This window comes from Sphingomonas sp. Leaf230, from assembly GCF_001421745.1.
Classification (GTDB): Bacteria; Pseudomonadota; Alphaproteobacteria; order Sphingomonadales; family Sphingomonadaceae; genus Sphingomonas.
The window spans coordinates 1,093,394-1,115,897 of record NZ_LMKW01000001.1; the positions used below are offsets into that span (position 1 = coordinate 1,093,394).

The 22,504-nt window shown below is 66.7% G+C and carries 20 protein-coding genes; 13 read left to right on the plus strand and 7 right to left on the minus strand.

Annotation, left to right across the window (positions count from 1 at the left end):
* The first annotated feature begins 54 nt into the window (after positions 1-54).
* The 7 genes from ASE82_RS04665 (at position 55) to cobA (ending at position 9,999) form a co-directional block, all read left to right on the plus strand.
* Positions 55-633: an ANTAR domain-containing response regulator gene (locus ASE82_RS04665; protein WP_056059392.1), complete on the plus strand. Its 579-nt coding sequence runs from the start codon at positions 55-57 to the stop codon at positions 631-633.
* Positions 633-1,847 carry a CmpA/NrtA family ABC transporter substrate-binding protein gene (locus ASE82_RS04670; RefSeq protein WP_056059394.1) on the plus strand — a complete coding sequence of 405 codons (1,215 nt, stop codon included), beginning with the start codon at positions 633-635 and terminating at the stop codon, positions 1,845-1,847. The genes ASE82_RS04665 and ASE82_RS04670 overlap by 1 nt, the downstream gene beginning before the upstream one ends.
* Positions 1,848-2,223: 376 nt before the next feature.
* Positions 2,224-3,606: an MFS transporter gene (locus ASE82_RS04675; RefSeq protein ID WP_056059396.1), complete on the plus strand. Its 1,383-nt coding sequence runs from the start codon at positions 2,224-2,226 to the stop codon at positions 3,604-3,606.
* A gap of 38 nt (positions 3,607-3,644) precedes the next feature.
* The gene (gene nirB / locus ASE82_RS04680) at positions 3,645-6,146 is read left to right on the plus strand and encodes a nitrite reductase large subunit NirB (protein WP_056059398.1); all 2,502 of its coding nucleotides are present in this window, start codon (positions 3,645-3,647) and stop codon (positions 6,144-6,146) included.
* A complete protein-coding gene (gene nirD / locus ASE82_RS04685; protein WP_200910655.1) occupies positions 6,143-6,481 on the plus strand; it encodes a nitrite reductase small subunit NirD in 339 nt (112 codons plus the stop codon). Before nirB ends, nirD begins: the two co-directional genes overlap by 4 nt.
* A gap of 115 nt (positions 6,482-6,596) precedes the next feature.
* Positions 6,597-9,191, plus strand: coding sequence for a nitrate reductase (locus ASE82_RS04690; RefSeq protein WP_056059400.1), 2,595 nt, complete (start codon positions 6,597-6,599; stop codon positions 9,189-9,191).
* On the plus strand, positions 9,181-9,999 hold the full coding sequence (gene cobA / locus ASE82_RS04695; protein WP_082441130.1) for a uroporphyrinogen-III C-methyltransferase: 819 nt from the start codon (positions 9,181-9,183) through the stop codon (positions 9,997-9,999). Before ASE82_RS04690 ends, cobA begins: the two co-directional genes overlap by 11 nt.
* Before the next feature lie 238 nt (positions 10,000-10,237).
* Here cobA and ASE82_RS04700 read toward each other — a convergent pair whose 3' ends face one another.
* The 6 genes from ASE82_RS04700 to ASE82_RS04725 all read right to left on the minus strand — a co-directional run bounded on the left by ASE82_RS04700 (position 10,238) and on the right by ASE82_RS04725 (position 16,228).
* Complete coding sequence (locus ASE82_RS04700; protein ID WP_056059403.1) at positions 10,238-12,616, minus strand: TonB-dependent receptor; 2,379 nt, start codon at positions 12,614-12,616, stop codon at positions 10,238-10,240.
* Complete coding sequence (locus tag ASE82_RS04705) at positions 12,519-13,487, minus strand: FecR family protein (protein ID WP_056059405.1); 969 nt, start codon at positions 13,485-13,487, stop codon at positions 12,519-12,521. The genes ASE82_RS04700 and ASE82_RS04705 overlap by 98 nt, the downstream gene beginning before the upstream one ends.
* A 69-nt stretch (positions 13,488-13,556) precedes the next feature.
* A complete protein-coding gene (locus ASE82_RS04710) occupies positions 13,557-14,123 on the minus strand; it encodes an RNA polymerase sigma factor (protein ID WP_056059407.1) in 567 nt (188 codons plus the stop codon).
* A 305-nt stretch (positions 14,124-14,428) separates the two neighbouring features.
* Positions 14,429-14,929, minus strand: a complete 501-nt coding sequence (locus ASE82_RS04715; RefSeq protein ID WP_200910656.1) for a hypothetical protein — start codon at positions 14,927-14,929, stop codon at positions 14,429-14,431.
* A gap of 40 nt (positions 14,930-14,969) precedes the next feature.
* Complete coding sequence (locus tag ASE82_RS04720) at positions 14,970-15,662, minus strand: VIT1/CCC1 transporter family protein (protein ID WP_056059408.1); 693 nt, start codon at positions 15,660-15,662, stop codon at positions 14,970-14,972.
* Positions 15,659-16,228: a DUF3833 family protein gene (locus ASE82_RS04725; RefSeq protein ID WP_162236685.1), complete on the minus strand. Its 570-nt coding sequence runs from the start codon at positions 16,226-16,228 to the stop codon at positions 15,659-15,661. Before ASE82_RS04725 ends, ASE82_RS04720 begins: the two co-directional genes overlap by 4 nt.
* 278 nt (positions 16,229-16,506) lie before the next feature.
* Here ASE82_RS04725 and ASE82_RS04730 point away from each other — a divergent pair, with 278 nt between their 5' ends.
* Genes ASE82_RS04730 through ASE82_RS04755 form a run of 6 tightly spaced genes read left to right on the plus strand, consistent with a single transcriptional unit; the run spans position 16,507 to position 21,720 of the window.
* Entirely contained in the window at positions 16,507-17,037 is a 531-nt protein-coding gene (locus ASE82_RS04730; protein ID WP_082441134.1) for a thermostable hemolysin, read from the plus strand.
* Entirely contained in the window at positions 17,034-19,139 is a 2,106-nt protein-coding gene (locus tag ASE82_RS04735; RefSeq protein ID WP_056059413.1) for an AMP-binding protein, read from the plus strand. Before ASE82_RS04730 ends, ASE82_RS04735 begins: the two co-directional genes overlap by 4 nt.
* Entirely contained in the window at positions 19,126-19,905 is a 780-nt protein-coding gene (locus tag ASE82_RS04740) for an SDR family NAD(P)-dependent oxidoreductase (protein WP_056059415.1), read from the plus strand. Before ASE82_RS04735 ends, ASE82_RS04740 begins: the two co-directional genes overlap by 14 nt.
* A complete protein-coding gene (locus ASE82_RS04745; protein WP_056059417.1) occupies positions 19,902-20,561 on the plus strand; it encodes a tetratricopeptide repeat protein in 660 nt (219 codons plus the stop codon). Before ASE82_RS04740 ends, ASE82_RS04745 begins: the two co-directional genes overlap by 4 nt.
* Complete coding sequence (locus tag ASE82_RS04750; RefSeq protein WP_056059419.1) at positions 20,558-21,184, plus strand: class I SAM-dependent methyltransferase; 627 nt, start codon at positions 20,558-20,560, stop codon at positions 21,182-21,184. Before ASE82_RS04745 ends, ASE82_RS04750 begins: the two co-directional genes overlap by 4 nt.
* The gene (locus tag ASE82_RS04755; protein WP_056059421.1) at positions 21,181-21,720 is read left to right on the plus strand and encodes a phosphatase PAP2 family protein; all 540 of its coding nucleotides are present in this window, start codon (positions 21,181-21,183) and stop codon (positions 21,718-21,720) included. The genes ASE82_RS04750 and ASE82_RS04755 overlap by 4 nt, the downstream gene beginning before the upstream one ends.
* A 108-nt stretch (positions 21,721-21,828) precedes the next feature.
* On the opposite strand, the gene ASE82_RS04760 is transcribed toward ASE82_RS04755, so the two are convergent.
* Positions 21,829-22,485, minus strand: a complete 657-nt coding sequence (locus tag ASE82_RS04760) for a Dps family protein (RefSeq protein WP_056059423.1) — start codon at positions 22,483-22,485, stop codon at positions 21,829-21,831.
* Between the last annotated feature and the right edge of the window lie 19 nt (positions 22,486-22,504).

A 22,504-nucleotide genomic window follows, 5' to 3' on the forward strand; every position in this document is an offset into this window, starting at 1 on the left:
TCTCTGTGCGGGTGTGCCCTCGCCATGAGGATCGGTGCAGCATAAGACTGAGTGATGCGGATCGCGATCATAGACACGAGCACCACGCGTGCTGCGATCATTTCGGAAGGCCTGCGTGAGGCCGGACTCGACGATATCGTCGTTATCGACGGCATGCTCGGGATGGTCGCGGCGTTGGAGAAGGCAGCGCCCGAAGTAGTGCTGATCAACCTCGAAAATCCCAGTCGCGACGTGCTCGAGGAGTTCTTCGCGGTGTCGCGCGCCCTCGCCCGCCCGATCGCGATGTTTGTCGACCAGAGCGATGCGGAGTCCACGAACGCCGCGGTCGATGCGGGCGTGTCCGCCTACATTGTCGACGGGCTCGCCAAACAGCGGATCAAGCCGGTCATCGATCTCGCGATCCGCCGGTTCCAGGCGTTCGCGAGGTTGCAGGCCGAACTGCACGAAGCCCGCAGCGCTCTCGCCGATCGCACCACGATCGACCGCGCCAAGGCGATCCTGATGAAACGCCGCGGCATCGACGAGCCGACCGCGTACGGCCTGCTCCGCGCACAGGCGATGCGATCCAACCGCCGGATCGTGGAGATCGCCGACGCGATCATCACCAGCGATGCGCTCATGGGAGATTTGTGATGGCGCTCGACCGGGTCCGCATCGGTTTCCTCCCTCTCGTCGATGCGGCGCTGCCGATCCTCGCGCGCGAACGCGGGTTCGCCGAGGCCGAGGGACTGGAGATCGAGCTCGTCCGCGACATGACCTGGGCGACGGTACGCGACCGGCTTCTGTACGGCCATACCGACGCCGCGCACATGGTCGCACCGCTGGCGATCGCGACGGCGCTGGGGCGTGGGCGGCCAGCGGTGCCTATGGCGGTGCCGTTCGTGCTGGGGCTCAACGGCAATGCGATCACGCTGTCGTTGCCGCTCGCGGTGCAGGTGATGGACGGCGACGCGCTTGGCGATCCGGTGGTGCTCGGTGCGCGACTGAAGGCGGTCGCAATCGCGCGCGCCGCGGCGGGACGGCGGCTGCGGTTCGGCGTGGTGCATCGCTATTCGAGTCATAATTACATGCTGCGCTACTGGCTCGCGGCGGTCGGCATCCGCCCGGATACCGACGTCGAGATCGTCACGACCAGCCCGACCTTCGCCGCCGATGCGCTGGCGGCGGGCGAAGTCGACGGCATCTGCGTCGGCGAGCCCTGGAACGGCGTCGCGGTCGATCGCGGGGTCGGGCGGATCGCGCTGGTAACGGCACAGGTCTGGCAGCGTGGGGTCGAAAAGGTGCTGGCGATGCGTGCCGCCACGCTGGCCGAGTGTGGCGACGTCGTCCACCGGCTGATCCGCGCATTGCACGCTGCGGCTGCGCAGTTCATCGATCCGGATACGCTTGAGGAGAATGCGGCGATACTGTCTCGTCGAGAGTATCTCGATGCCCCGGTCGATGCAGTGGCGCGGGCGATCGGCGACCGAGTGCGGCTGGTGAAGGACGCGCTGCCAATCCACGTGCCCGACTTTATGTTCCAGTACCGCGAAGCGGCGAACTTCCCTTGGCGCAGTCAGGCGGCATGGCTGTATTCGCAGATGGTGCGGTGGGACGGCACGCCGTTCTCGGCTGAGGATGCGGACGTCGCGCAAGGTGTGTTTCGTCCTGACGCGTATCGCGCGGCGCTGATTGGCTCAGGCGCGCCGTTGCCGAATGCGAGTTCGAAGCTGGAGGGGGCGATCGGCGCGGACAGCATTGGCGCGGGATCGACACAGGGGCGGTTGATCCTTGGGCGCGATGCGTTCTTCGATCGGCGAGCGTTCGATCCCGACGATATCGAGGGGTATCTGGCCAGCTTGCCTTGAACTCTCCTCTCCCCCCCTGGAAGGGGGCGGTTGGGGGTGGATCGGCTGGCTTGAGCCCCTTCGGTTCGGACATGCGGAAGCCGACCCACCCCCTGCCCCTCCCTGGAGGGGTGATCCCGGAGTCAATTGCCCCGCCAAGCCCCAATCTGCTGCATCTGCGAAATGACGCTTGCGCGATGGGGCCTCTTCGGTCATCTTCGCATTGTCCGGCAAGGGAGTCGGACACGAAATTATCGCGAGACCGGTTCCAACGAGGGGACCTGACCGCGTAGGGCGATCCACCGATCGGCCACAGGCAACGAAGCCGCTCCGATGCGTCCACAAGGTCGCCGTCGGGGCGGCTTTTTCTTTGTCCATCGCAGATGGGAAACCGACCATGTTGTTCGCATCACCAGGTATCGACACCGCCGCGCCCAAAGCCACCAGGATCGACTTGTTCAGCGCCGCCACGCCGCAAATGCGCGCGTTCCATGTCACGTGGCTGGCGTTCTTCGTGTGCTTCTTCGCGTGGTTCGCCGCCGCGCCGTTGATGCCGCTGATCAAGGCCGAGTTCGCCTTGAGCAAGGATCAGATCGCCAACATCAACATTGCCGCGGTCGCGGTGACGATCCTGGTGCGGCTGGTGGTCGGACCGCTCTGCGATCGGTTCGGCCCCCGGCGCACCTATACGTGGCTGCTGCTGATCGGTGCGATTCCGGTGTTCGGGCTGGCGTTCGCGCAGACCTACGAGACGTTCCTGTTCTTCCGCCTTGCGATCGGTGCGATCGGCGCGTCGTTCGTCATCACGCAATATCATACCAGCGTGATGTTTGCGCCCAACGTCGTCGGCACCGCCAACGCGACCGTCGGCGGCTGGGGCAATGCCGGCGGCGGCGCAGCGCAGAGCCTGATGCCGCTGGTCGTCGCGGCGCTCGTCGGCCTCGGCGTCGAGCATGCGTTCGGCTGGCGCGCGGCGATGTTCGTGCCGGGGGTCGCTATGCTCGCGATGGCGTTCGTCTATGCGCGCTACACGCAGGACACGCCGCAGGGCGACATCGTCGACCTCCGCGCCGCGGGCATCGAACTCGATGGCGGCAAGGCGACGGGCATGGCGATCTTCCGCCGCGCCGCCGCCAATTACCGCACCTGGATGCTCGCCGCGACGTACGGCGCCTGCTTTGGCGTCGAGATTTTCATCCATAACATCGCCGCCAGCTATTACGTCGACCGGTTCGGCCTTTCGTTGACCAACGCAGGCCTCGCCGCCGGGATCTTCGGCGGTCTAGCCCTGTTCGCCCGCGCGCTCGGCGGGATCGCGAGCGACCGGATCGCGCTCAGCAAAGGGCTCGACGGCCGCGCGCTGCTGCTGTTCGCGCTGATGCTCGGCGAAGGCGTCGGGCTGGTGCTGTTCGGTCATGCCGGCAGCGTGACGCTCGCGATACTGGCGATGACGATGTTCGGGCTGTTCACGCACATGGCGTGCGGCGCGACCTATGCGCTGGTGCCGTTCATCGACCGCAAGGCGCTGGGCGGTGTCGCCGGGCTGATCGGCGCGGGCGGCAATATCGGCGCGGTCGCGGCGGGGTTCCTCAACAAAGCGTCGGCCACCCCGCAGCAATGTCTCATCGTGCTCGGCTACGTCGTCGCAGGCACCGCGGTCTGCGCGCTCGCCGTCCGCTTCTCCGCCACGCACAAATCGAACGAGCGCGCGCTGCTCGACGCGGCGCTCGACGCACGCCGCACCAGCGACCGCTCGGTCAACGGCGCGCTCCCCGCATGACCCTCCCTTCCCCGGCTCCAACCCGACTGGATGATCTGATGGAACACCAAACCCCCTTCCCCGACACCCCCTTTTCCAAGCGGCGCGAGCATCTCGTCGTGATCGGCAACGGCATGGCCGGCTGTCGCGCGGTCGAGGAGCTGATCGCGCGCGATCCGACCCGTTACCGCGTGACGATCTTCGGCGCCGAGCCGCACGTGAACTACAACCGCATCATGCTGTCGCCGGTGCTGGCGGGCGAGAAGACGTTCGAGCAGATCGTCATCAACGACCACGCCTGGTACGCGACCAACACGATCGAGCTGGTGACGAGCGATCCGGTGCAGGCGATCGACCGCGTGGCGAAGACCGTCACCGCGCGATCGGGGCTGACGGTATCGTACGACCGGCTGCTGATCGCGACCGGCTCCGATCCGTTCATCATCCCCGTCCCCGGCAAGGACCTGCCCGGCGTAATCTCGTTCCGCGACATGGCGGACGTGGATCACATGCTGGATGCAGCCGGAAAGGGTGGCGCCGCGGTCGTCATCGGCGGCGGGCTGCTCGGGCTGGAGGCCGCACACGGGCTCACGTTGCGCGGGATGAAGGTTACGGTGATCCACCTGATGCCGACGCTGATGGAGCGGCAACTCGACGAAGCGGCAGGGTGGTTGCTCAAGTCGGCGCTGGAATCGCGCGGTCAGGTCATCCTCACCGAGGCGAACACCGCCGAGATCGTCGGCGATACCCACGTCGAGGGCGTGCTGCTGAAAGACGGTACGCTGATCCCCGCGAGCCTCGTCGTCATGGCGGTCGGCATCCGACCCTCGGTGGCGCTCGCGCGTGACGCCGGTCTGGAGATCGGCCGCGGGATCAAGGTCGACGACCACATGGTCACCAGCGACCCGTCGATCCTGGCGGTCGGCGAATGCGTCGAGCATGACGGCAACGTCTACGGTCTCGTCGCGCCGCTGTGGGACATGTGCCGCGCGCTCGCCGACGGGCTGACCGACAGTCACAGCGGCTATCGCGGATCGGTGACCTCGACCAAATTGAAGGTCGCCGGGCTCGACGTGTTCTCGGCGGGCGATTTCTCCGGCGGTGCAGGCGCGGAGGACATCGTCCTGCGCGATGCGTCGCGCGGCATCTACAAGCGCGTCGTGGTCAAGGACGACCGGATCGTCGGCGCGGTGCTGTACGGCGATACCACCGACGGCGGCTGGTATTTCGACCTGCTCAAGCAGGCGGAAGACATCGCGCCGATCCGCGACATGCTGATCTTCGGCCAGTCGTTCGCCTCGGGAGGAGGCACCGCGGACCCTAAAGCGGCCGTTGCGGCGCTCTCCGACGATGCGGAGATTTGCGGCTGCAACGGCGTCACCAAGGGCAAGGTCGTAGCATGCATCGGCGCCGGCAACGCGACGCTCGACGCGGTCCGCGCGACCTGCAAGGCGTCGGCATCGTGCGGATCGTGTACCGGGCTGGTCGAGACGCTGCTCGTGGTCACGCTGGGCGACGAATATTCGGGCGAACGTTCGGTGAAGACGATGTGCAAATGCACCAGCTTCGGCCACGACGACGTCCGCCGCGAGATCGTTGCGCAGGGCATGCGATCGATCCCCGAAGTGATGCAGAAGATGAGCTGGTCGACGCCCGACGGATGTTCGTCGTGCCGGCCTGCGCTCAATTACTACCTGCTCTGCGCGCTGCCGGGCGACTACAAGGACGACCAGCAGAGCCGCTACGTCAACGAGCGGGTGCACGCCAACATCCAGAAGGACGGCACCTATTCTGTAGTGCCGCGGATGTGGGGCGGGCTCACCAACCCGCGCGAGCTGCGCGCGATCGCCGATGTCGTCGAGAAATACGATGCGCCGATGGTCAAGGTGACGGGCGGCCAGCGGCTCGACATCTTCGGAATCAAGAAGGAGGACCTGCCCGCGGTCTGGGCCGATCTGAACGCCGCCGGGATGGTCAGCGGGCATGCGTACGGCAAGTCGTTGCGCACCGTGAAGACCTGCGTCGGGTCGGACTGGTGCCGGTTCGGAACGCAGGATTCGACCGGGCTCGGCGTCAAGGTCGAGCGGATGACCTGGGGCAGTTGGATGCCGCACAAGTTCAAGATCGCGGTCAGCGGCTGCCCGCGGAATTGCGCCGAGGCGACGATCAAGGATTTCGGCGTGGTCTGCGTCGACTCTGGATATGAGCTGTCGGTCGGCGGCAATGGCGGGATCAAGGTCCGCGCGACCGACTTCCTGTGCAAGGTCGCGACCGAGGAAGAGGCGATGCATTACTGCGCCGCGTTCATCCAGTTGTACCGCGAGGAAGCGCGCTATCTGGAACGAACCGCGCCGTGGATCGAGCGGATCGGGGTCGCGTATATTCGCGAGCGGATCGCCGACGATCCGGAGGGCCGCGACGCGCTGGCGGCACGGTTCCTGTTCTCGCAGCAGTTCACGCAGGATGATCCATGGGCGGCACGCGCGGCGGGCGAGCACCGCGAACAACATACGCCGATGGCGCGGTTCACGCCCATCGATCAGACGAGGGAAATGGCATGATCGGCGAATGGCTCGATATCGGCTGGGTCGACGAGATCCCGGTCCGCGGCAGCCGCACGGTGCAGGTCACCGGCGGCGACGACATCGCGGTCTTCCGTACCGGCGACGGCAAGGTGTTCGCGCTTGCGGATCGCTGTCCGCACAAGGGTGGGCGGTTGTCGCAGGGGATCGTCCACGGCGGCGCGGTGGCGTGCCCGCTGCATAACTGGCGGATCGCGCTGGATACGGGCGAGGCGCTGGGCGAGGACAAGGGGTGTACGCCGGTGATCCCAGTGAAGGTGTCGGGGGGCCGGGTTTTGCTCTGCCGCACCTCAACCATCAAAGCCGCCGCATGAGCGCGCCACTGCTCCCTCTCCCCTCCGGGGAGAGGGCCGGGGTGAGGGTTTGGGGCGTGTGCTGGCCTTCCCAACTACCCCTCACCCAACCCTCTCCCCAACGGGGAGAGGGCTAATGGCCTCCGTTCGCACGACGTGCGCGTATTGCGGTGTCGGCTGCGGTATCCTCGCGACCCCGACCGGGGAGCGGTCCGTCACGATCAAGGGCGACCCTGACCACCCCGCCAATTCCGGCAAGCTCTGCTCGAAGGGTACGCATCTCGGCGAAACGATCGGACTCGAAGGCCGCCTGCTGACCCCCATGATCGGCCAGCGTCGCGCATCCTGGGACAAGGCGCTCGACCTCGTCGCGAAACGCTTCCGCGACACGATCGCACAGCACGGCCCGAACAGCGTCGCGTTCTATGTCTCCGGACAACTGCTCACCGAGGACTATTACGTCGCCAACAAGCTGATGAAGGGCTTCATCGGCTCGGCCAACATCGACACCAATTCGCGGCTTTGCATGGCGAGCGCAGTCGCGGGCCACATGCGCGCGTTCGGCGAGGACATCGTGCCCGCGAGCTACGACGATCTCGACGCCGCCGACCTGATCGTGCTGGTCGGGTCGAACACCGCCTGGTGCCATCCGATCGTCTATCAACGCATCCGCGCGCGCTGCGACGCCGGCGCCAAGCTCGTCGTGATCGACCCGCGCCGGACCGAGACCGCGGACGAGGCGGACCTTCATCTTGCAATCCGCCCCGGCACCGACGTCGCGCTGATGAACGGCCTGCTCGCGTGGTGTCGCGACGCGGGCGTGGTCGACTACGACTATCTCGCCGGGCATGTCGCGACGCCCGATGCGTTCTGGGACCAGTTCGACGAGGGCAGCGACCTGTGGTCGGTCGCGCGCATCTGCGATGTTCCGCCGCAGGATCTCAGGCGCTTCTTCGAACTGTTCGCCGCAACGCCGAAGACCGTGACGATGTTCAGCCAGGGTGTGAACCAGTCGCTGTCGGGCACCGATCAGGTCAACGCGATCACCAACCTGCACCTCGCCACCGGCCGCATCGGCAAGCAGGGTGCAGCCCCCTTCTCGATCACAGGCCAACCCAATGCGATGGGCGGGCGCGAGGTCGGCGGGCTCGCGTCGAGCCTCGCCGCGCACATGGATTTCGCGGCCGAGAACGTCGCCCGCGTCGGCCGGTTCTGGGCCGCGCCCAACATGGCGACCAAGCCGGGCCTGAAGGCGGTCGACCTGTTCCGCGAACTCGGCAACGGCCGGATCAAGGCGCTGTGGGTGATGGCGACCAACCCCGCGGTGTCGATGCCCGACGCCGGCCGCGTGCGCGAGGCGCTGGCGGCATGCCCATTCGTCGTCGTCTCCGACGTGATCGAGACGACCGACACATCGGTCCACGCGCACGTCCGCCTGCCCGCCGCGGCATGGGGGGAGAAGGACGGCACCGTCACCAATTCGGACCGCACGATCAGCCGCCAGCGCGCGTTCATGGCCGCGCCCGGCGACGCAAAACCGGATTGGTGGATCATCTCCGAAGTCGGGCGGCGGATGGGCTGGAAGACGGCATTCTCCTACGACCGCCCCGCCGAGATCTGGCGCGAGCATTGCCGGCTGTCGTCCTATGAGAATAACGGCACGCGGCTGTTCGCGCTTCCCGGTCATACCGCCAAGGGCAATGCGGAATACGATGCGATGATGCCGTTCCGTTGGGGCGGCGCACCCTTCGCGGACGGCCGGTTCTCGACTCCCGATGGCCGTGCCCGCCTCGTGCCAGTGGCGCAAAAGCCGGTTGCCGCACCACTCGCCCGATGGCCGATGACACTCAATACCGGGCGCTACCGCGACCAGTGGCATACGATGACCCGTACCGGCCTGTCGCCCAAACTCGCGCGCCACCGCGAGGAGCCGCTGGTCGAGATTCACCCCCACGACGCGGTACGGCTGGGGATCGTGGATGGCGGCCTTGCGCGCGTACTCACGCCGCAGGGCGACAGCCTCTTCCGCGCGAGCGTCGTCGCGACGCAGCGGATCGGCGAGCTGTTCGTACCGATCCACTGGACAGACCGCACCGCGACCGGCGGCCGTGCCGGGCTGCTGCCTCGCCCGCTAGCCGACCCTGTCTCGGGTCAGCCGGGCTTCAAAACCACGCCCGTTCGGATCGAGCCCGTCGCGACTGAATGGCGCGGCTTCGTCGTGGTCCGCGGCGAACTGACGACGCGCCCCGATTGCCTGTGGGCGACGCGCGTCGCGGTACCGGGTGGAACGGCGTGGGACATGGCGGGCAACGGCGACGCCGCCGCACTCGACGCGCTACTGCCCAAGGGCCAGCGGATCGAGGCGGTCGATGCGGCTCGGGGCTCCCGCCGGATCGCAATATTGGAGGGCGGCAAGCTCGCCGCAGTGCTGTTCGTGACCCGGGACGGTGCACTTCCGCCCCGCGACTGGCTCGTCGCGCAACTGAGCGAGGCCATCGCCGCGCCCACCCTGCTCGCCGGCCGCGCGCCGGGCATGCAGGTCGACCGTGGCCCGATCGTCTGCGCGTGCTTCGACGTCGGGCTGAAGACCATCCTCGCCGCGATCGCCGACCAGCATCTCGCCGACGTTCCCGCGATCGGTGCGGCACTGAAAGCCGGCACCAATTGTGGATCCTGCCGCCCTGCCCTCGCCAAACTTCTCGTCACGCAAGGATCAGCAAATGTCGCATGATTTCACGCCCGGTTCGGTCTGGCTGGTCGGTGCCGGCCCCGGCGATCCCGACCTTCTCACGCGGAAAGCCGAGCGGCTGATCGCGGCGGCCGACGTCGTGTTCTACGACGCGCTGGTCGGCCCGGGCGTCCTTGCGCTCATCCCCGCCCGCACCGAAGTCGTGAGTGTCGGCAAGCGATCGGGGCGACATTCGAAGGATCAGGTCTCGATCAACGTCTTGCTCGCCAGGGCAGCGCGCGCGGGCAAGCGCGTCGTCCGGCTCAAGGGCGGAGATCCGTCGATCTTCGGCCGCTCGACCGAAGAGCTCGACCACCTCGCCGCCAACGGCATCACGGTGCGGATCTGCCCCGGCATCACCGCCGCCAGCGCCGCTGCGGCGTCGGGTGGCGCCTCGCTGACGCTGCGCGGCCTCGCACGAAAGCTGACGTTCGTCACGGCACACGCCCGCGCCGGCGAAGCGCTCGATCTTGACTGGACCGCGCTCGCCGCGTCCGATGCCACGCTCGCAATCTACATGGGCCGCGCCGCCGCCGCCGAAGTCTCGCGCAACCTGATCGCCGCCGGTCGCGCGCCCGACACGCCGGTGATGGTCGCGGTCAACGTTTCGCTTCCGACCGAACGCATCATTCGAGGTCGATTGTCTGCGCTCGCCTTCCTGGTCGAAACGATAAGCGATTGCGATCCATCTCTGCTGCTGATCGGCGAAGCCGTCGCTGCGGCACCCAACGAAGGCACGGGGTATTCCGGATTGCTATCGACAGTGGCAGCTCGTGTGAATCAGATGTTGCCCGAGGGCAGTTTGCACTGAGAACTGACGATCTCTCTTGGCGACTGGGACTTCCGGAATTGGGGGATCTACCACGAGCCGGCGTAGTACTCTGCTGCCTGCTCGGCAGGTGGTTGGGGTATGCGCTCCCGGTGGGTTGGGTAGCACTGACCCATAACCGGTCATTCCCGGCCTGCCTGCGACTGCTCTACTCCGGCCGTTCGTTCATATAGGCGGAGAAGCGGTTACAGATGCCCCCCCTGTAAGCAGCAACGTCATTTCAAAGCCCAATCGCTAACCGCAGCGTAATCGTCCGCGGACGCACGGGCACGGTCTGCATCGTGCTGCCGAGAGTAAAAGGGTTGCCGAAGCCGAAGCTGTTGCCACGGCTGTCGAGCAGATTGGTGACGTCGACCGACCAGCGCCGTCCGCTGATATCGATCGAGCTACCGGCATCGATCGTCGCATAGCGGCCTGCCGGACGGTCCAGCAACGGATCGAAGCTCAGTCGGGTCCGACCAATATAACGAGCGGCCGCATAGACTTGAGCAGGCAGCCCGCGCACGTCAAAGTTTCGCGAGGCAGCGAGCCTCGCAGATATATCAGGTACTACGGGCAGCCGGCGATCATCGTCATCGACCGTTGCAACCGACGAGGTTGAGGTCAGGCGCGCGCGCTGAAGCGTCATGCTAAAGTCGATTGCGACCGGCGCTAGGTCCAGCCGGCCCCCTAGTTCGAGCCCGTAATTGTTCGCGTTACCCGCATCGACCGTCCCGAGCAGGCCGTCCGCGCCGACGGTATCGCTGCGCAAATGCTCCCAGACCGAGCCGAAGACTGCTCCGTGTAGCGCAACAAGATCTCCGCCCACGCGGATCCGCCACCCCAATTCGAGGCTCTGTAACTCGTCGCCGGGGATGCGGCGATCGGCGATCGGCGCGGTGCGACTGACACCGGCTGGGCGAACAGCACTCGCATAGCGCAGCCACACGAGACCAAGATCGTCACGGTGCCAGCTGAGTGTCGCGCTAGGGGTGACGCCGACCCGCGCGGCGCGTTCGCGGTCGGGGTCGACCTGTTCGAGATGGCTAATGGTCGAAAACGCCCGCAGTCCGAGCTTCAAATCGAGCGTCTGCGTCACTTGCTGCGTGCCCTCGGCGAACAGGGCGGCGTCGATGACATCCTCTTCGTCGCGCCGCGCGGTCACCGCAGGGGATCCGCCGGTGGAGAAGTACCGGCCGTCTAGCCGACTGGTCGAATGCAGGATCGTCGCACCGACGATCCACGGATGGCGCGCGGTCGGGTCGCTGACGCGGATCTCCTGCGACAGGAGTTGTGCCGAGCGATCCTCGATATAGGCCAGCGGCGCCGTCGGGCCGAGCAAGGACGCCAACACGCTGGCATCATAGGTGCTGCCGAATTCTTGGTCGACGAATGCAGTCGTCGCCTGCGCGTCGAGCTTGCCGATCAGCCCCTGGAGGGTGAGCGTTGCCGCAGTGAAGTCATTGTCCTGCGGCTCTGCAATGCGGGTCGCACGCGACAGGCCATCGGTCGCATATTGGCTGTCGCGCGCATCGATCCGCTGCGCGACACCGTCGAGCGTCGCATGCCAGTCGCCGAACGACCATCGCAAAGCGGCGCGGCCGCCGATCCGGCGTGTCCGATTGACGTCTCGGCGGTTGCGTCCGGTGTCGTCGATCCAGCCGGGCATCGTCTCGCTCCAGCCCGACGCGCGCAACGCCAGCGTGCCGGGCAGGATCGGCACATTGACGATGCTCTCGACCGCACCGCCGAGCGAACCGTTGGCGACGCCCGTTCCCTCGATCGCTGCGCTACCGGTGAAGCGATCGAGATCGGGCGCGACCGTGACGATGCGGACGACGCCGCCCAGCGCACCGGTGCCGTAGAGCGTGCCTTGCGGGCCACGCAGCACTTCGACGCGGTCAACGTCGACTAACCGCAGATCGGGATCGGGCGCGGCATAGCCGATCCGCGCGTCGTCGAGATACAGGCTGACCAGTGACTGACTGGTCCCGTTGAACGCGCTGTCGGCGACGCCACGCAGGAAGATGCGGTCGCGACCGGGCCCCAGATTAGTCGAGAACGCGCTGTCAGCGCTTGCCATCAAGTCGACCAGTCCCCGGCGCCCGGCGAGACGGCCGAGCACCTGCCCGCCCGCGATGCTGATCGAGGCGGGTAGATCGGAGAGGCGTTCGTCTCGCTTGCTGGCGGTGACGATGATGTCGCCGCTGGCGAGGTCGGGCGGCGTTACGCGGCGGCGGGGCGAACGCGAGATTTTTTGCGGAACCGCCTCGACCCGCCATGTGCTTGCGTCGACCCTGACGGCACGCAGCCCGCTGCCGGCCAGCATCCGCCGCAACGCATCGCCGACATCGCGCGCCCGATCGATCCGCCGGACGCGCAGATCGGGAAGCGATCCCGCCATGCCGATCGAAATGCCGCTCTGCCGCGCGAGCGCATCCAGCGCCGATCGCAACGTACCGGCCGGGATCGTCAGCCCCGGGCGTGCCTGCTCAGCGTGGGCCTGCTCAGCATGGGGCGCCTCAGCGTGAAGCGGCGGCGTCCAGATGCACCACGCCGCCGACGCGACGAGCGCGTATCGGCAGGACTGCGCGAAGCTGATCGACGAGCCGCGATCCATCACCAATCGTCAATACCCCGGAAAAACGCAGGTTCGCCGCGGACGGATCGACCATCAGCGGGGCGTCGGCATACCGCGATATGTCGGCGGCAACCAGCGCCAGCGGAGCGCCATCGTAATCGAGCCGTCCATCGGCCCAGTCCGAGACGCGGGCAGGATCGACGGTGCGGCGCTCGGCGATCTGCTTCGACGGCGTGATGTCCAGGTTTTGCCCGGCGTGCAGCATTGTCGTGTCCGCCGCCGACCCACCGATCGGCGTGACGTCCACCGCACCCTCCGCGACCGTGACCGCGACGCGCCCGCGCGCGTTAACGACGTCGAACCGCGTGCCGATATCGCGTATTTCATAGCCGCCGGCGCGCACCATCAGCAGGCGCGAGGGGTCATGGCGCACCGCGAAACTCGCCGCACCGTCCGCAATCTCGATCACCGGGCTCGTCCCGCCGCTGACCGACACGCGAGACCCGCGGTCGACCTGCATGCGGCTGCCATCGGCGAGCGTGACCGCGCGCGTTTCGCCGCGACCGGTCGTGTAGAGCTGTGCCGCCGTATCGGCCGAGGGGACGGCCATCAGCACCGCAAGCCCTGCCGCCAGCGCACCACCAGTGCCGAGCGCAGCCCAGCGCCAGCGCGGCGATCGTGCCGGCGTCGGCGTCTCGGCGACCATGTCGTCGTTCGCGGGCATCGCGGCTGCGATCGCGGCTGCGGCCTCGCCGATCTCGGCGTCCAGCACAGCGATGCTGTCATAGGCGCGGCGATGCGACGGGTCGGCATCGAGCCAGGCACCGAACGCCTCCCAGTCCATCTCCGGCGAATCGAGCCGGGCGTGCCAGGAGGCCGCGTCGTCGATCGCCGTGCGTATGTCCGTCATGCCGCCCTCCTTTCCCCACCCGAATGATAGACGCCGCCGCATGTATCGGACCGCAGTTGCTTGTCTCGATCAATCATCGAGCGCCTTTCTGAGGTGCCGGAGCGCGACCGCGACGTGTTTTTCGACCGCGCTGCGGGATATGCCCAGTTCGGCGGCGATCTCGGCATGCGATGCGCCGTCGATGCGGTGCCGTCGGAACACGCGCATTGCGCCTTCGGGTGGCCCCGACAGAGCAGCGACGAGCCGGTCGAGCCGCTCGCGCCCCATCGCCGCGTCGAAGGCGGACGGCGCATCGTCGATCGCCTCCGCGCCCATGACCGACGTCGTGACTTCGACATAGCCCGCGTCGCGCCGCTGCCGTCGCACGCCGGCCCGTACCCGGTCGAGCACGATGTTCATGCCGACGCGGTGCAGATAGGCGAGCGGGTTCGCGATCGGGCCCGTTATGGGCTCGGCCACGTGCAGCCATATTTCCTGCACCACGTCTTCGGCCTCCGCGACGCTTCCCGTTCGCCCGGTGAAGAACCGGACGAGTTGCGGGCGGTTGGCCGCGAGCACCGCGGACAGGCCGGCGGGCGGGATCGGGTCGGCGTCGGCTACGACAGGGCTCCGCGGTTCAGGCGCCGAACCTGGCATTCACCTTGGCGAGCAATCGCTGCACGTCACCCTGGCGCCCGGAATCGGCAATTTCGTGGCATACTGCCCTCGTCCCAACAGGAAGTCGCGTCCGAAATATTGGAAACGATGTCACGCCGCCCGCCGATCGGACGGACCGGCGGGTCATTGCGCTGCCGGACGACGCGCGGCTGCCCGGTGAGCCGGCGGATATCGTGGTGTCCACCGCGCGCGCAAAGGACTGGCTGATGCAGCGCGCCGATCGCAGTAATTGACCCGAACCGCACCTGATCCTTGCAAGTCGCTGACGGCCGATCGCCAGCGTTTCAGGCCAGCAGGAGCAGAAGCGGCAACACTGCTCCCGCCACGAGAACGATCACCGACGTCCGGCGCATCGTCCGATTGGTGAGCGCGATGACGATGCCGAGGATCGCCGACGCCAGCAGCCCGATCGACATCAGTACGACGAAGATCTTCAGGGGCAGCGGCGAGATGCGTGCGAACGGTCGATCCTCCCCGCGCCTTGCAGGGCCGGACAGCGATCCCGACGACATCTCGGTGGAAGGTCCCGACGCCGCCCCGGCGCGCGGTGCCGACGGCGTTAGACTGAGAGGCCCGCCGCGGTTCTCGCGCGGCAGCGACTGGTCCTTGTGCACGCTAGCCATCCAGACGATCCAGCCGGGCGGCGTGCCGCCATAGCCCTTCGCCTCCTGCAGGCGGAATGTCTGGAGCGCACCGCTCAGCGCGAACAATAAGGTCGCGGGCGCGAAGAACATGCCCAAATAGAAATGATACTGGCGGATACGGCGCATCGTCTGGGCTTTCATCGCGGACTCCGGTGGCTGGCCTTGGCATAGGGCATGACGCTCATACCGCAGTGCCGACGAGATGCCCGATCCCGGCGGTCGCCGCCATCGCTGCCGCACCCCAGAGCAGCACGCGGACCGCAGGGCGGAACGGGCGGGCGCCCCCTGCCCTCGCGCCCACCACGCCGAGGATCGCGAGACAGACCAGCGTCGCGCCGATCACCACGACCAGCCGGTGCGGCGCCGGGGCGAGGGCCGCGACCGCGAGCGGCACGACCGCGCCGGTGACGAAGCTGATCGCCGAGGCGAACGCCGCCTGGACCGGGCGCGCCATGACGATTTCGGAGATGCCGAGCTCGTCACGCGCGTGGGCGCCGATCGCGTCATGCGCCATCAACTGCTCCGCGACCTGATGCGCGAGCGTCGGATCAAGCCCACGCGCTACATAGATCTGCGCCAGTTCGTCATGCTCGTGCGCCCAGTCGCTGGCGAGTTCGGCATGTTCGCGCGCAAGGTCGGCGGCTTCGCTATCCGCCTGCGAACTGACCGAGACATATTCGCCCGCCGCCATCGACATCGCGCCCGCAACCATCGCTGCCGACCCCGCGACAAGCACCGCGCCGGTGGTCGCACCCGACGCGGCGACGCCCGCAATCAGGCTTGCGGTCGAGACGATCCCGTCGTTCGCGCCGAGCACCGCCGCGCGCAACCAGCCGGTCCGCGAGACGAGATGGCGTTCGCTATGGACGTTCATGGCAACTTCCTAATGGTTTCCTCTAGTGTCGCGACGGTAACGCCCAACTTGCGGACGATGAGATGGTTCTGCGCCACCTGCCCATCGGACGACAGCCTCAGCCACTGATCGACGCACATGCCGCCCTTCATCGAAAATCCGAGGTGCAGCCGATTGCCCTCGACCTCCCCAGTCACCGGGCCGGAGGCGTCGGTCAGCGTACCCTTATAACGGCCGTTGCCGAGCGGCCGGATCCGCCACTGCCGATCGCGTGCGGGCTTACCCTGCTGTTCGATGTGCTGGTCGAGCAGCAGGATCCCGTCGGCGCCGACACGACCGATGCTGATCACGTGCGTCGTGACCGGCGCGTGCAGCACGATCTTGAGCGTGCCGACGCCATCGAGGCGGCCTGCGAAAAAACGCTCTGCGACGAAGCGCGGCGCGGCACCGGAGGTGTTGGCTACGGGTGGAGCGCCCGCACAGGCCGAGACGAGCACGGCGAACGCTATCGCGACGGCTGGCCTCGAGGTCAAGAACGGCATCATCGCAGGGGCTTTCGGCAGGAGCGCGGTGTGGTCGAACGTCACGATTGCAACGTCCGATACTATGCTCAGTGCCAATATCTAAGCTATCGACGACCCTTGCGCCACCACCCGTTCCCTAAACTCAAGTTCATGGGACCGATCTACGCGCGGAAAGCTGATAATGATTATCATTTATTCCTCCGGCTTCTTTGAAAGGACGACTAAATCGTCGATTGTCCCCATTTGCCGACGTCAAATCGTCGTTAACTGATATTTTTTGTCAGCTTGGACTGAGGTCGTGACGTGCGGGCGGCGTCCCATCTGCATCTGGGAGGATGCATATGCACGACGCCGCGCTGATCGCGCTGATCCATGACCGTTACGCCGCCGTACACGGGGCCATCCCTGCGAGCGATTATCCGACCTACCTGACTGTCGGTGCGCCTGATTTGCCGCAAGCGACCCTCGGCTATCGACTGGCCGAAGCCGGCACCCTGTTTCTTGAGGGGTATCTCGACCGCCCAATCGAGGTGCTGTTGACCGAACGGTTCGGGCGACCGGTACCCCGCGCCCGGGTCGTCGAGCTCGGCGACCATGCCTCGCAGCGTCCCGGCGCGACGATAACTCTGTGGCACGAGGCGGCAGCGGCACTTGCCGGTCAGGCGGATGTCGCGGTCGCCGTACTGACCCGGCCGTTGCGGTCGATGTTCGCGCGCCTGGGTCTCGAGTTGATCGAACTCGCCCCCGCACGGATCGACGCGCTCGGCGCGGCCGGCGAGACCTGGGGGCGTTATTACCAGACCGATCCGGTCGTGTGTGCGGGCGACATAGCCACGTGTCGCGCGCGGCTCGACCGGAGTGTCCGCGCATGACGCGGCTGCTCGACGCGATCCTCGGCCATGCCGAACGCCGTCCCGATGCGATCGCAATCGATGGCACGAAACCGGTGACCTGGGCGACACTGGCGCGCACGCTCCCGCTGCTGGCGGAGGATCTGGCCGCGCGGTTTGCCGATGGCCGCCCGGTTGCGCTGCAGGTCGATCAGGGCGTGAGCGAATGTCTCCTCGACCTCGCCTTGCTCGAAGCGGGCATACGGACCATCCCCCTCCCTGCCTTTTTCACCGCCGCACAGACCGATCACGCACTTGACGCGGCGGGTGCGGAGATACTGCTGTCGGGGCCGGTGGCTGTATCGCTGGACGCCCATCCGAGCCTGCAGGTTCGCGAAGTTCGACGCAGCACACCCGCCCGCACGCTGCCCGACGGCACGGCACGCATTACCTTTACGTCCGGATCGACCGGCGACCCGAAGGGTATCTGCCTTTCGCGCGACCATCTCCTGAGCGTCGCGCAGGGGGTGGTGGATACGCTGGGTGTCCATCACGCCGGGCGGCATCTGCCGTTGCTGCCCCCGGGGATCCTGCTCGAAAACGTCGCCGGGTTCCATGCGACGATGCTGGCGGGTGGCACTTACGTCGCGCTGCCCCAGTCCGCGGTCGGCATGGCCGATCCGTTCCGCCCGGACGTCATGGCGATCCTCAACACGATCGAGCGGCAGGCGATTACGTCGCTGATTTTCGTGCCGGACTATCTTGCCGGCCTCGTCGCGGCGATGCGCGCGACCGGCATGCGGCTGCCACGCCTGACTTTAGTCGCGGTCGGGGGTGCGCGGATCGATCCGCTGTTGCTCGACGCCGCGGCGGACCTGGGGCTGCCGGTCCGCCAGGGTTACGGCCTTACCGAATGCGCTTCGGTCGTTTCACTCGACGACGGCGATCCGTCATCGCGCGGCAGCGTCGGCCGGAGCATCGGTGCCAATATCCTGCGCCTGGCCGACGACGGCGAAATCCTGATCGATGGGCCGCTTTTCCTTGGCACAGTCGGCGCACCGCGCGCTCCCGGCCCGCTCGCGACCGGCGATCTGGGACGGATCGACGACGCCGGCCGGCTCTGGATCGAGGGGCGCAAGTCCGCACTCATCGTTACCAGCCACGGCCGCAACATCGCTCCCGAATGGGTCGAGGGAATATTGACGCGCCAACCCGCGATATTCCAGGCGATGGTACGCGGCGACGGGCGCGCGACGATCGACGCGCTGCTCGTCCCGTCATCACCGACCGCGGACGTCGAGGCCGCAGTCGCCACCGCCAACGAAGCGCTCCCTGCCTACGCGCACATCGCGGACTGGCAGGTCGTCCCGCCATTCACCCCCGCGACGGGACTTCTCACCGGCAACGGCCGCCTCCGCCGCGCCGCGATCGACACCGCCTATCCACCTCAGGAGATTCCCATGGATCACGCGCAGTCAGATCTGCCCTTCTTCAACCGCCTCGTTGCCGACACCCGAGAGGCACAAGCGCGGTTTGCAATGACCCCGCAACTCGTCGCCGGGATGACCGGACGGATCACGCGCGCGGATTACATCGCGTATCTGACGCAAGCGTTCCATCACGTCCGCCACACCGTGCCGCTCATGCAGGAAGCACGGACCCGGCTTTCGCATCGACCGGTCCTGGTCGCCGCACTCGACGAGTATATCGAGGAAGAGACCGGCCACGAATTCTGGATCCTGGAAGACATCGAAGCGGCTGGGGGCGACAGCGTGGCAGCGAGTAAAGCGCCCTCTCCTGCTACGCGTGCAATGGTCGAATACGCCTATCAAACGATTCGAGAGGGTAACCCTGCCGCCTTCTTCGGCATGGTCTATGTCCTCGAGGGCACCAGCATCGCGATGGCGAGCCACGGCGCAGGCGCGGTTCAGGCGTCGCTCGGGCTGCCCGACGACGCGTTTCATTACCTGACCTCGCACGGCGCGCTCGACCAGGACCACATGGTGTTCTTCGAAACGCTGATGAACCGGATCGACGATCCCGATGACCAGCGCGCGATCATCGACATGGCCAACGCGATGTTCGCGCTGTTCGGCGGGCTGTTCGCCGGGATCGAGCTGGAGGCGACGCGTGTCCCAGCTTGAAGGCCGCCATATCCTGCTGACCGGTGCTGCCGGCGGGCTCGGCGGCCTGCTCGCGGCCCGAATGCGCACACGCGGCGCGTACGTAACAGGAATCGATCGGATCCCGTCGACTGCTTGCGACGACCATCTCGTCGCAGATCTCGCCGATCCCGAGGCGCTGGCCAACCTCACCCGCACGCTCGCAGAACGGCGCATCGACATTCTCGCCAACGTCGCTGGGCTCCAGTATTTCGGTCCGTTCGAGCGGCAGGGCGCGATGGAGATCGCGCTCGGCTACGCGGTCAACCTGGTCGCACCCGCGATCCTCGCAGGCGCCGTCGTGCCGCAGATGATCGCGCGTGGCGATGGCCAGATCGTCAACATCGGCTCGGTTATGGGCTCGGTCCCCTACCCCTATTTCACCGTCTACTCTAGTGCAAAGGCCGGGCTGAAGGGTCTTAGCCAGGCGCTGCGTCGCGAACTAAGCGGGCGCGGGATCGCTGTCACGCACGTCGCCCCGCGAGCGGTCAGGACCGGCTTTAACACCGCAACGATCGAGCGTTTCATGGCGCTGACCAAGATGACCGCGGACGATCCCGCCACCGTCGCCGACCGCATCTTCCGCGCAATCGAGCGGCGCGAGCGCGACGTGTCGATCGGGCTGCCCGAGCGCGTCTTTACGCAGCTCAACGCGATGGTGCCGGGCGTCGTCGATCGCGGCATCGCAAGCCAAGTGCTGACCGCGCGCGGCCTATTCCAGGACAATTCTTCAGGAGCCCTATCATGATCGTTCGTTACGCTCTTGCCTTCGCCGCGCTCGCCTTTGCAGGTACGGCCAACGCCAGCAACAACCCGGCGATGGACGCCGCGGTGCGCCGCATCAACGATCAGTGGGCGCATATCCGCTATCAGGTCGCCGACCGGAACGAACAATATCGTCAGCTCGACGCGCTTGCCGGCCAAGCCGCACAGGTATCAGCACGCTATCCCGGCCGCGCCGAGCCGCTGTTGTGGCAGGGGATCGTCGTCAGCGAGGAAGCAGCGCGCGCCAGCGTCCTGAAACAGCTCGGTCTTGCCCGGTCGGCCCGCGAGATCCTCGAAAGGGCGCAAGGGATCGATCCGAACATCGCCGATGGCGGCGTCAAGATGAGCCTGGGCGTCCTTTATTACCGTGTCCCCGGGTTCCCGATCGGCTTCGGCAGCACGACAAAGGCCCGCGCGCTGCTCGAGGCGGCGCTGAAGCAGGATCCGAACGGCCTCGACAACAACTTCTTCTATGCCGACTTCCTCAACGACGAGGGGCATCCGGCACAGGCGAAGCAATATGTCCTGCGCGGGTTGCAAGCGCCGGCGAACACGGGACGCCCGGTCTGGGACGCAGGACGTCGTGCGGAAATGCGGGCGCTGCTCGGCAAGATCAACGCAAAGCTCAAGGCGGCGTGAACCCGCTCGCCGCTACCCTCGCGCGGCAGCTTGAGAACCCTAACGGCGTGGGCGGTCGGCTAGTCGGGCATGCGATGCGCGTCGCTAACCGTCGGCCCACGCGCCTCGCGATCGCGGCGCTCGATGTCCGACGCGGCGATATCGTGCTCGATTTCGGCTGTGGTACCGGCGACGCAATCCTCGCGCTGACGACGGCAGCGGGAGCAGGACGGGTTTATGGCCTCGATCATTCGCAAGACATGATCGACACCGCCCGCCGGCGTAACCCCGGCGCGGTTTTCTACCATGCGCCGTTCACCGACATCCCGATGCCCGATGAGTGCGTCGACCGCATCCTAGCATCCAACGTCGCCTATTTCTGGCACGACGATCGCCCGGTCCTTGCCGAACTGATGCGCGTGCTGCGTCCCGGTGGACGGCTCGCAGTCTATGCGACAACCGCAGAATCTTTGCGCCGCACGGGGATCGGATGCAGCAGCACGCACCGGCTGCTCACCGTCGCGGACTTTAGGAGCATGCTCGGACCGACCGCCGAGATCACCACGGTTAAGGCGGGGTTTGGCGTGGCGGGCATGATCGGAACTTTCGACAAATCACCGCAAAAAGGGACCCTGGCGGAATGAAGGTCAAGATTATCGCATTGCTGGTACTCGCGCCGGTGGCGTGGGCCGCCCCCGCCACCGCCGGTCCAAAAGGCTGGGCAGATGCCAGCGATATCGGCCGTGACCTGCTCGTCGGTGCCGCCCTCGGCGTGCCCGCTGTTCAGGGTGACTGGCGCGGCGATCTGGACGCGGGTGCCAGTGTGCTCGTCGCTGGCGGCACGACATTCGCGTTAAAGGAACTGATCCATGAAAGCCGCCCGGATCGTAGCGACGACAAGAGCTTCCCCTCCGGCCACACCTCGGTGTCGTTCGCCGCGGCGGCATCGCTCGAGAAACGCTACGGCTGGGAAGCGGGATTGCCCGCGTTGCTGGTTGCCTCGTTTGTTGGCGTCGCACGGGTCCGGGCCGACAAGCATTATGTCCACGACGTCCTTGCCGGCGCGGTGATCGGCAGCGCCAGCGGTTTCCTGCTGACCTCGCGCCACGACGACCGCGTCCGCCTAACGCCGTGGGCAGGCTCTGGCGGCGGCGGGATCGACGTCGCCATGCGGTTCTGAGCCATGCGCTTTTGACGCGGTAGGTCAGGCTGCACGATTGCGCACCGGATCGCCCATCGGCGTGATGCCTCCCCACGAGACTGCACCACGCCAACGCTCGCCCTCTCCTTAGTTGATCGGCGCGCTCGGCGTTCCGGCGGGGGCAAGCGTGCGACCGTTGTTGAGGTCAGCACCCGTATTGGGATCGGTCGGCGTCGACTGGATCATTGCACGCATCTGCCACTGATATTTGTCGATCGCGTGCTGTACTTCCTGCAGCAGGTTGCCTGTGGTCGGATCGGTATCGTTGGTCGCTTTGATGCCCTGCCCCAGCTCGTCGCTGGTAACGCGGTAATATTGCGCAAACCACTGGATCACTTTGCCGTCGTCGACGAAACCGCCCGGGAATTCGGGAATGCGGCTGGTCCGGATGATCGTGTTGGCGCGCCCGTCGGACGAGACTCCTACACTTTGCAGGCGCTCGGCAACTTCGTCGGCATATTTGGCAACGCCTTCGTAATGTTCCTGAAGCAGTTCGTGCAGCGGGTAGAACAACGTACCCGAGACGTTCCAGTGGGCCTGCTTGGTCTGCAGCTGGAGCTGCTGCAATTCGGTCAGCGCCTGCTGCAGGGCTTGGATCGAGTTGCGCAAATCGCCGGCTTGCGGTCCCGAATGGACCCGGTCGGTGACGCTGTTGAGTGGGAACGGGCCGGTCTGCGGCTGGGTCTGGGCCAGCGCGGGGGAGGCGAGCAGAAGCGAAGCCGTAGCCAGGAGAATATACCGCATGGATCGTCCTTTCGAGCGA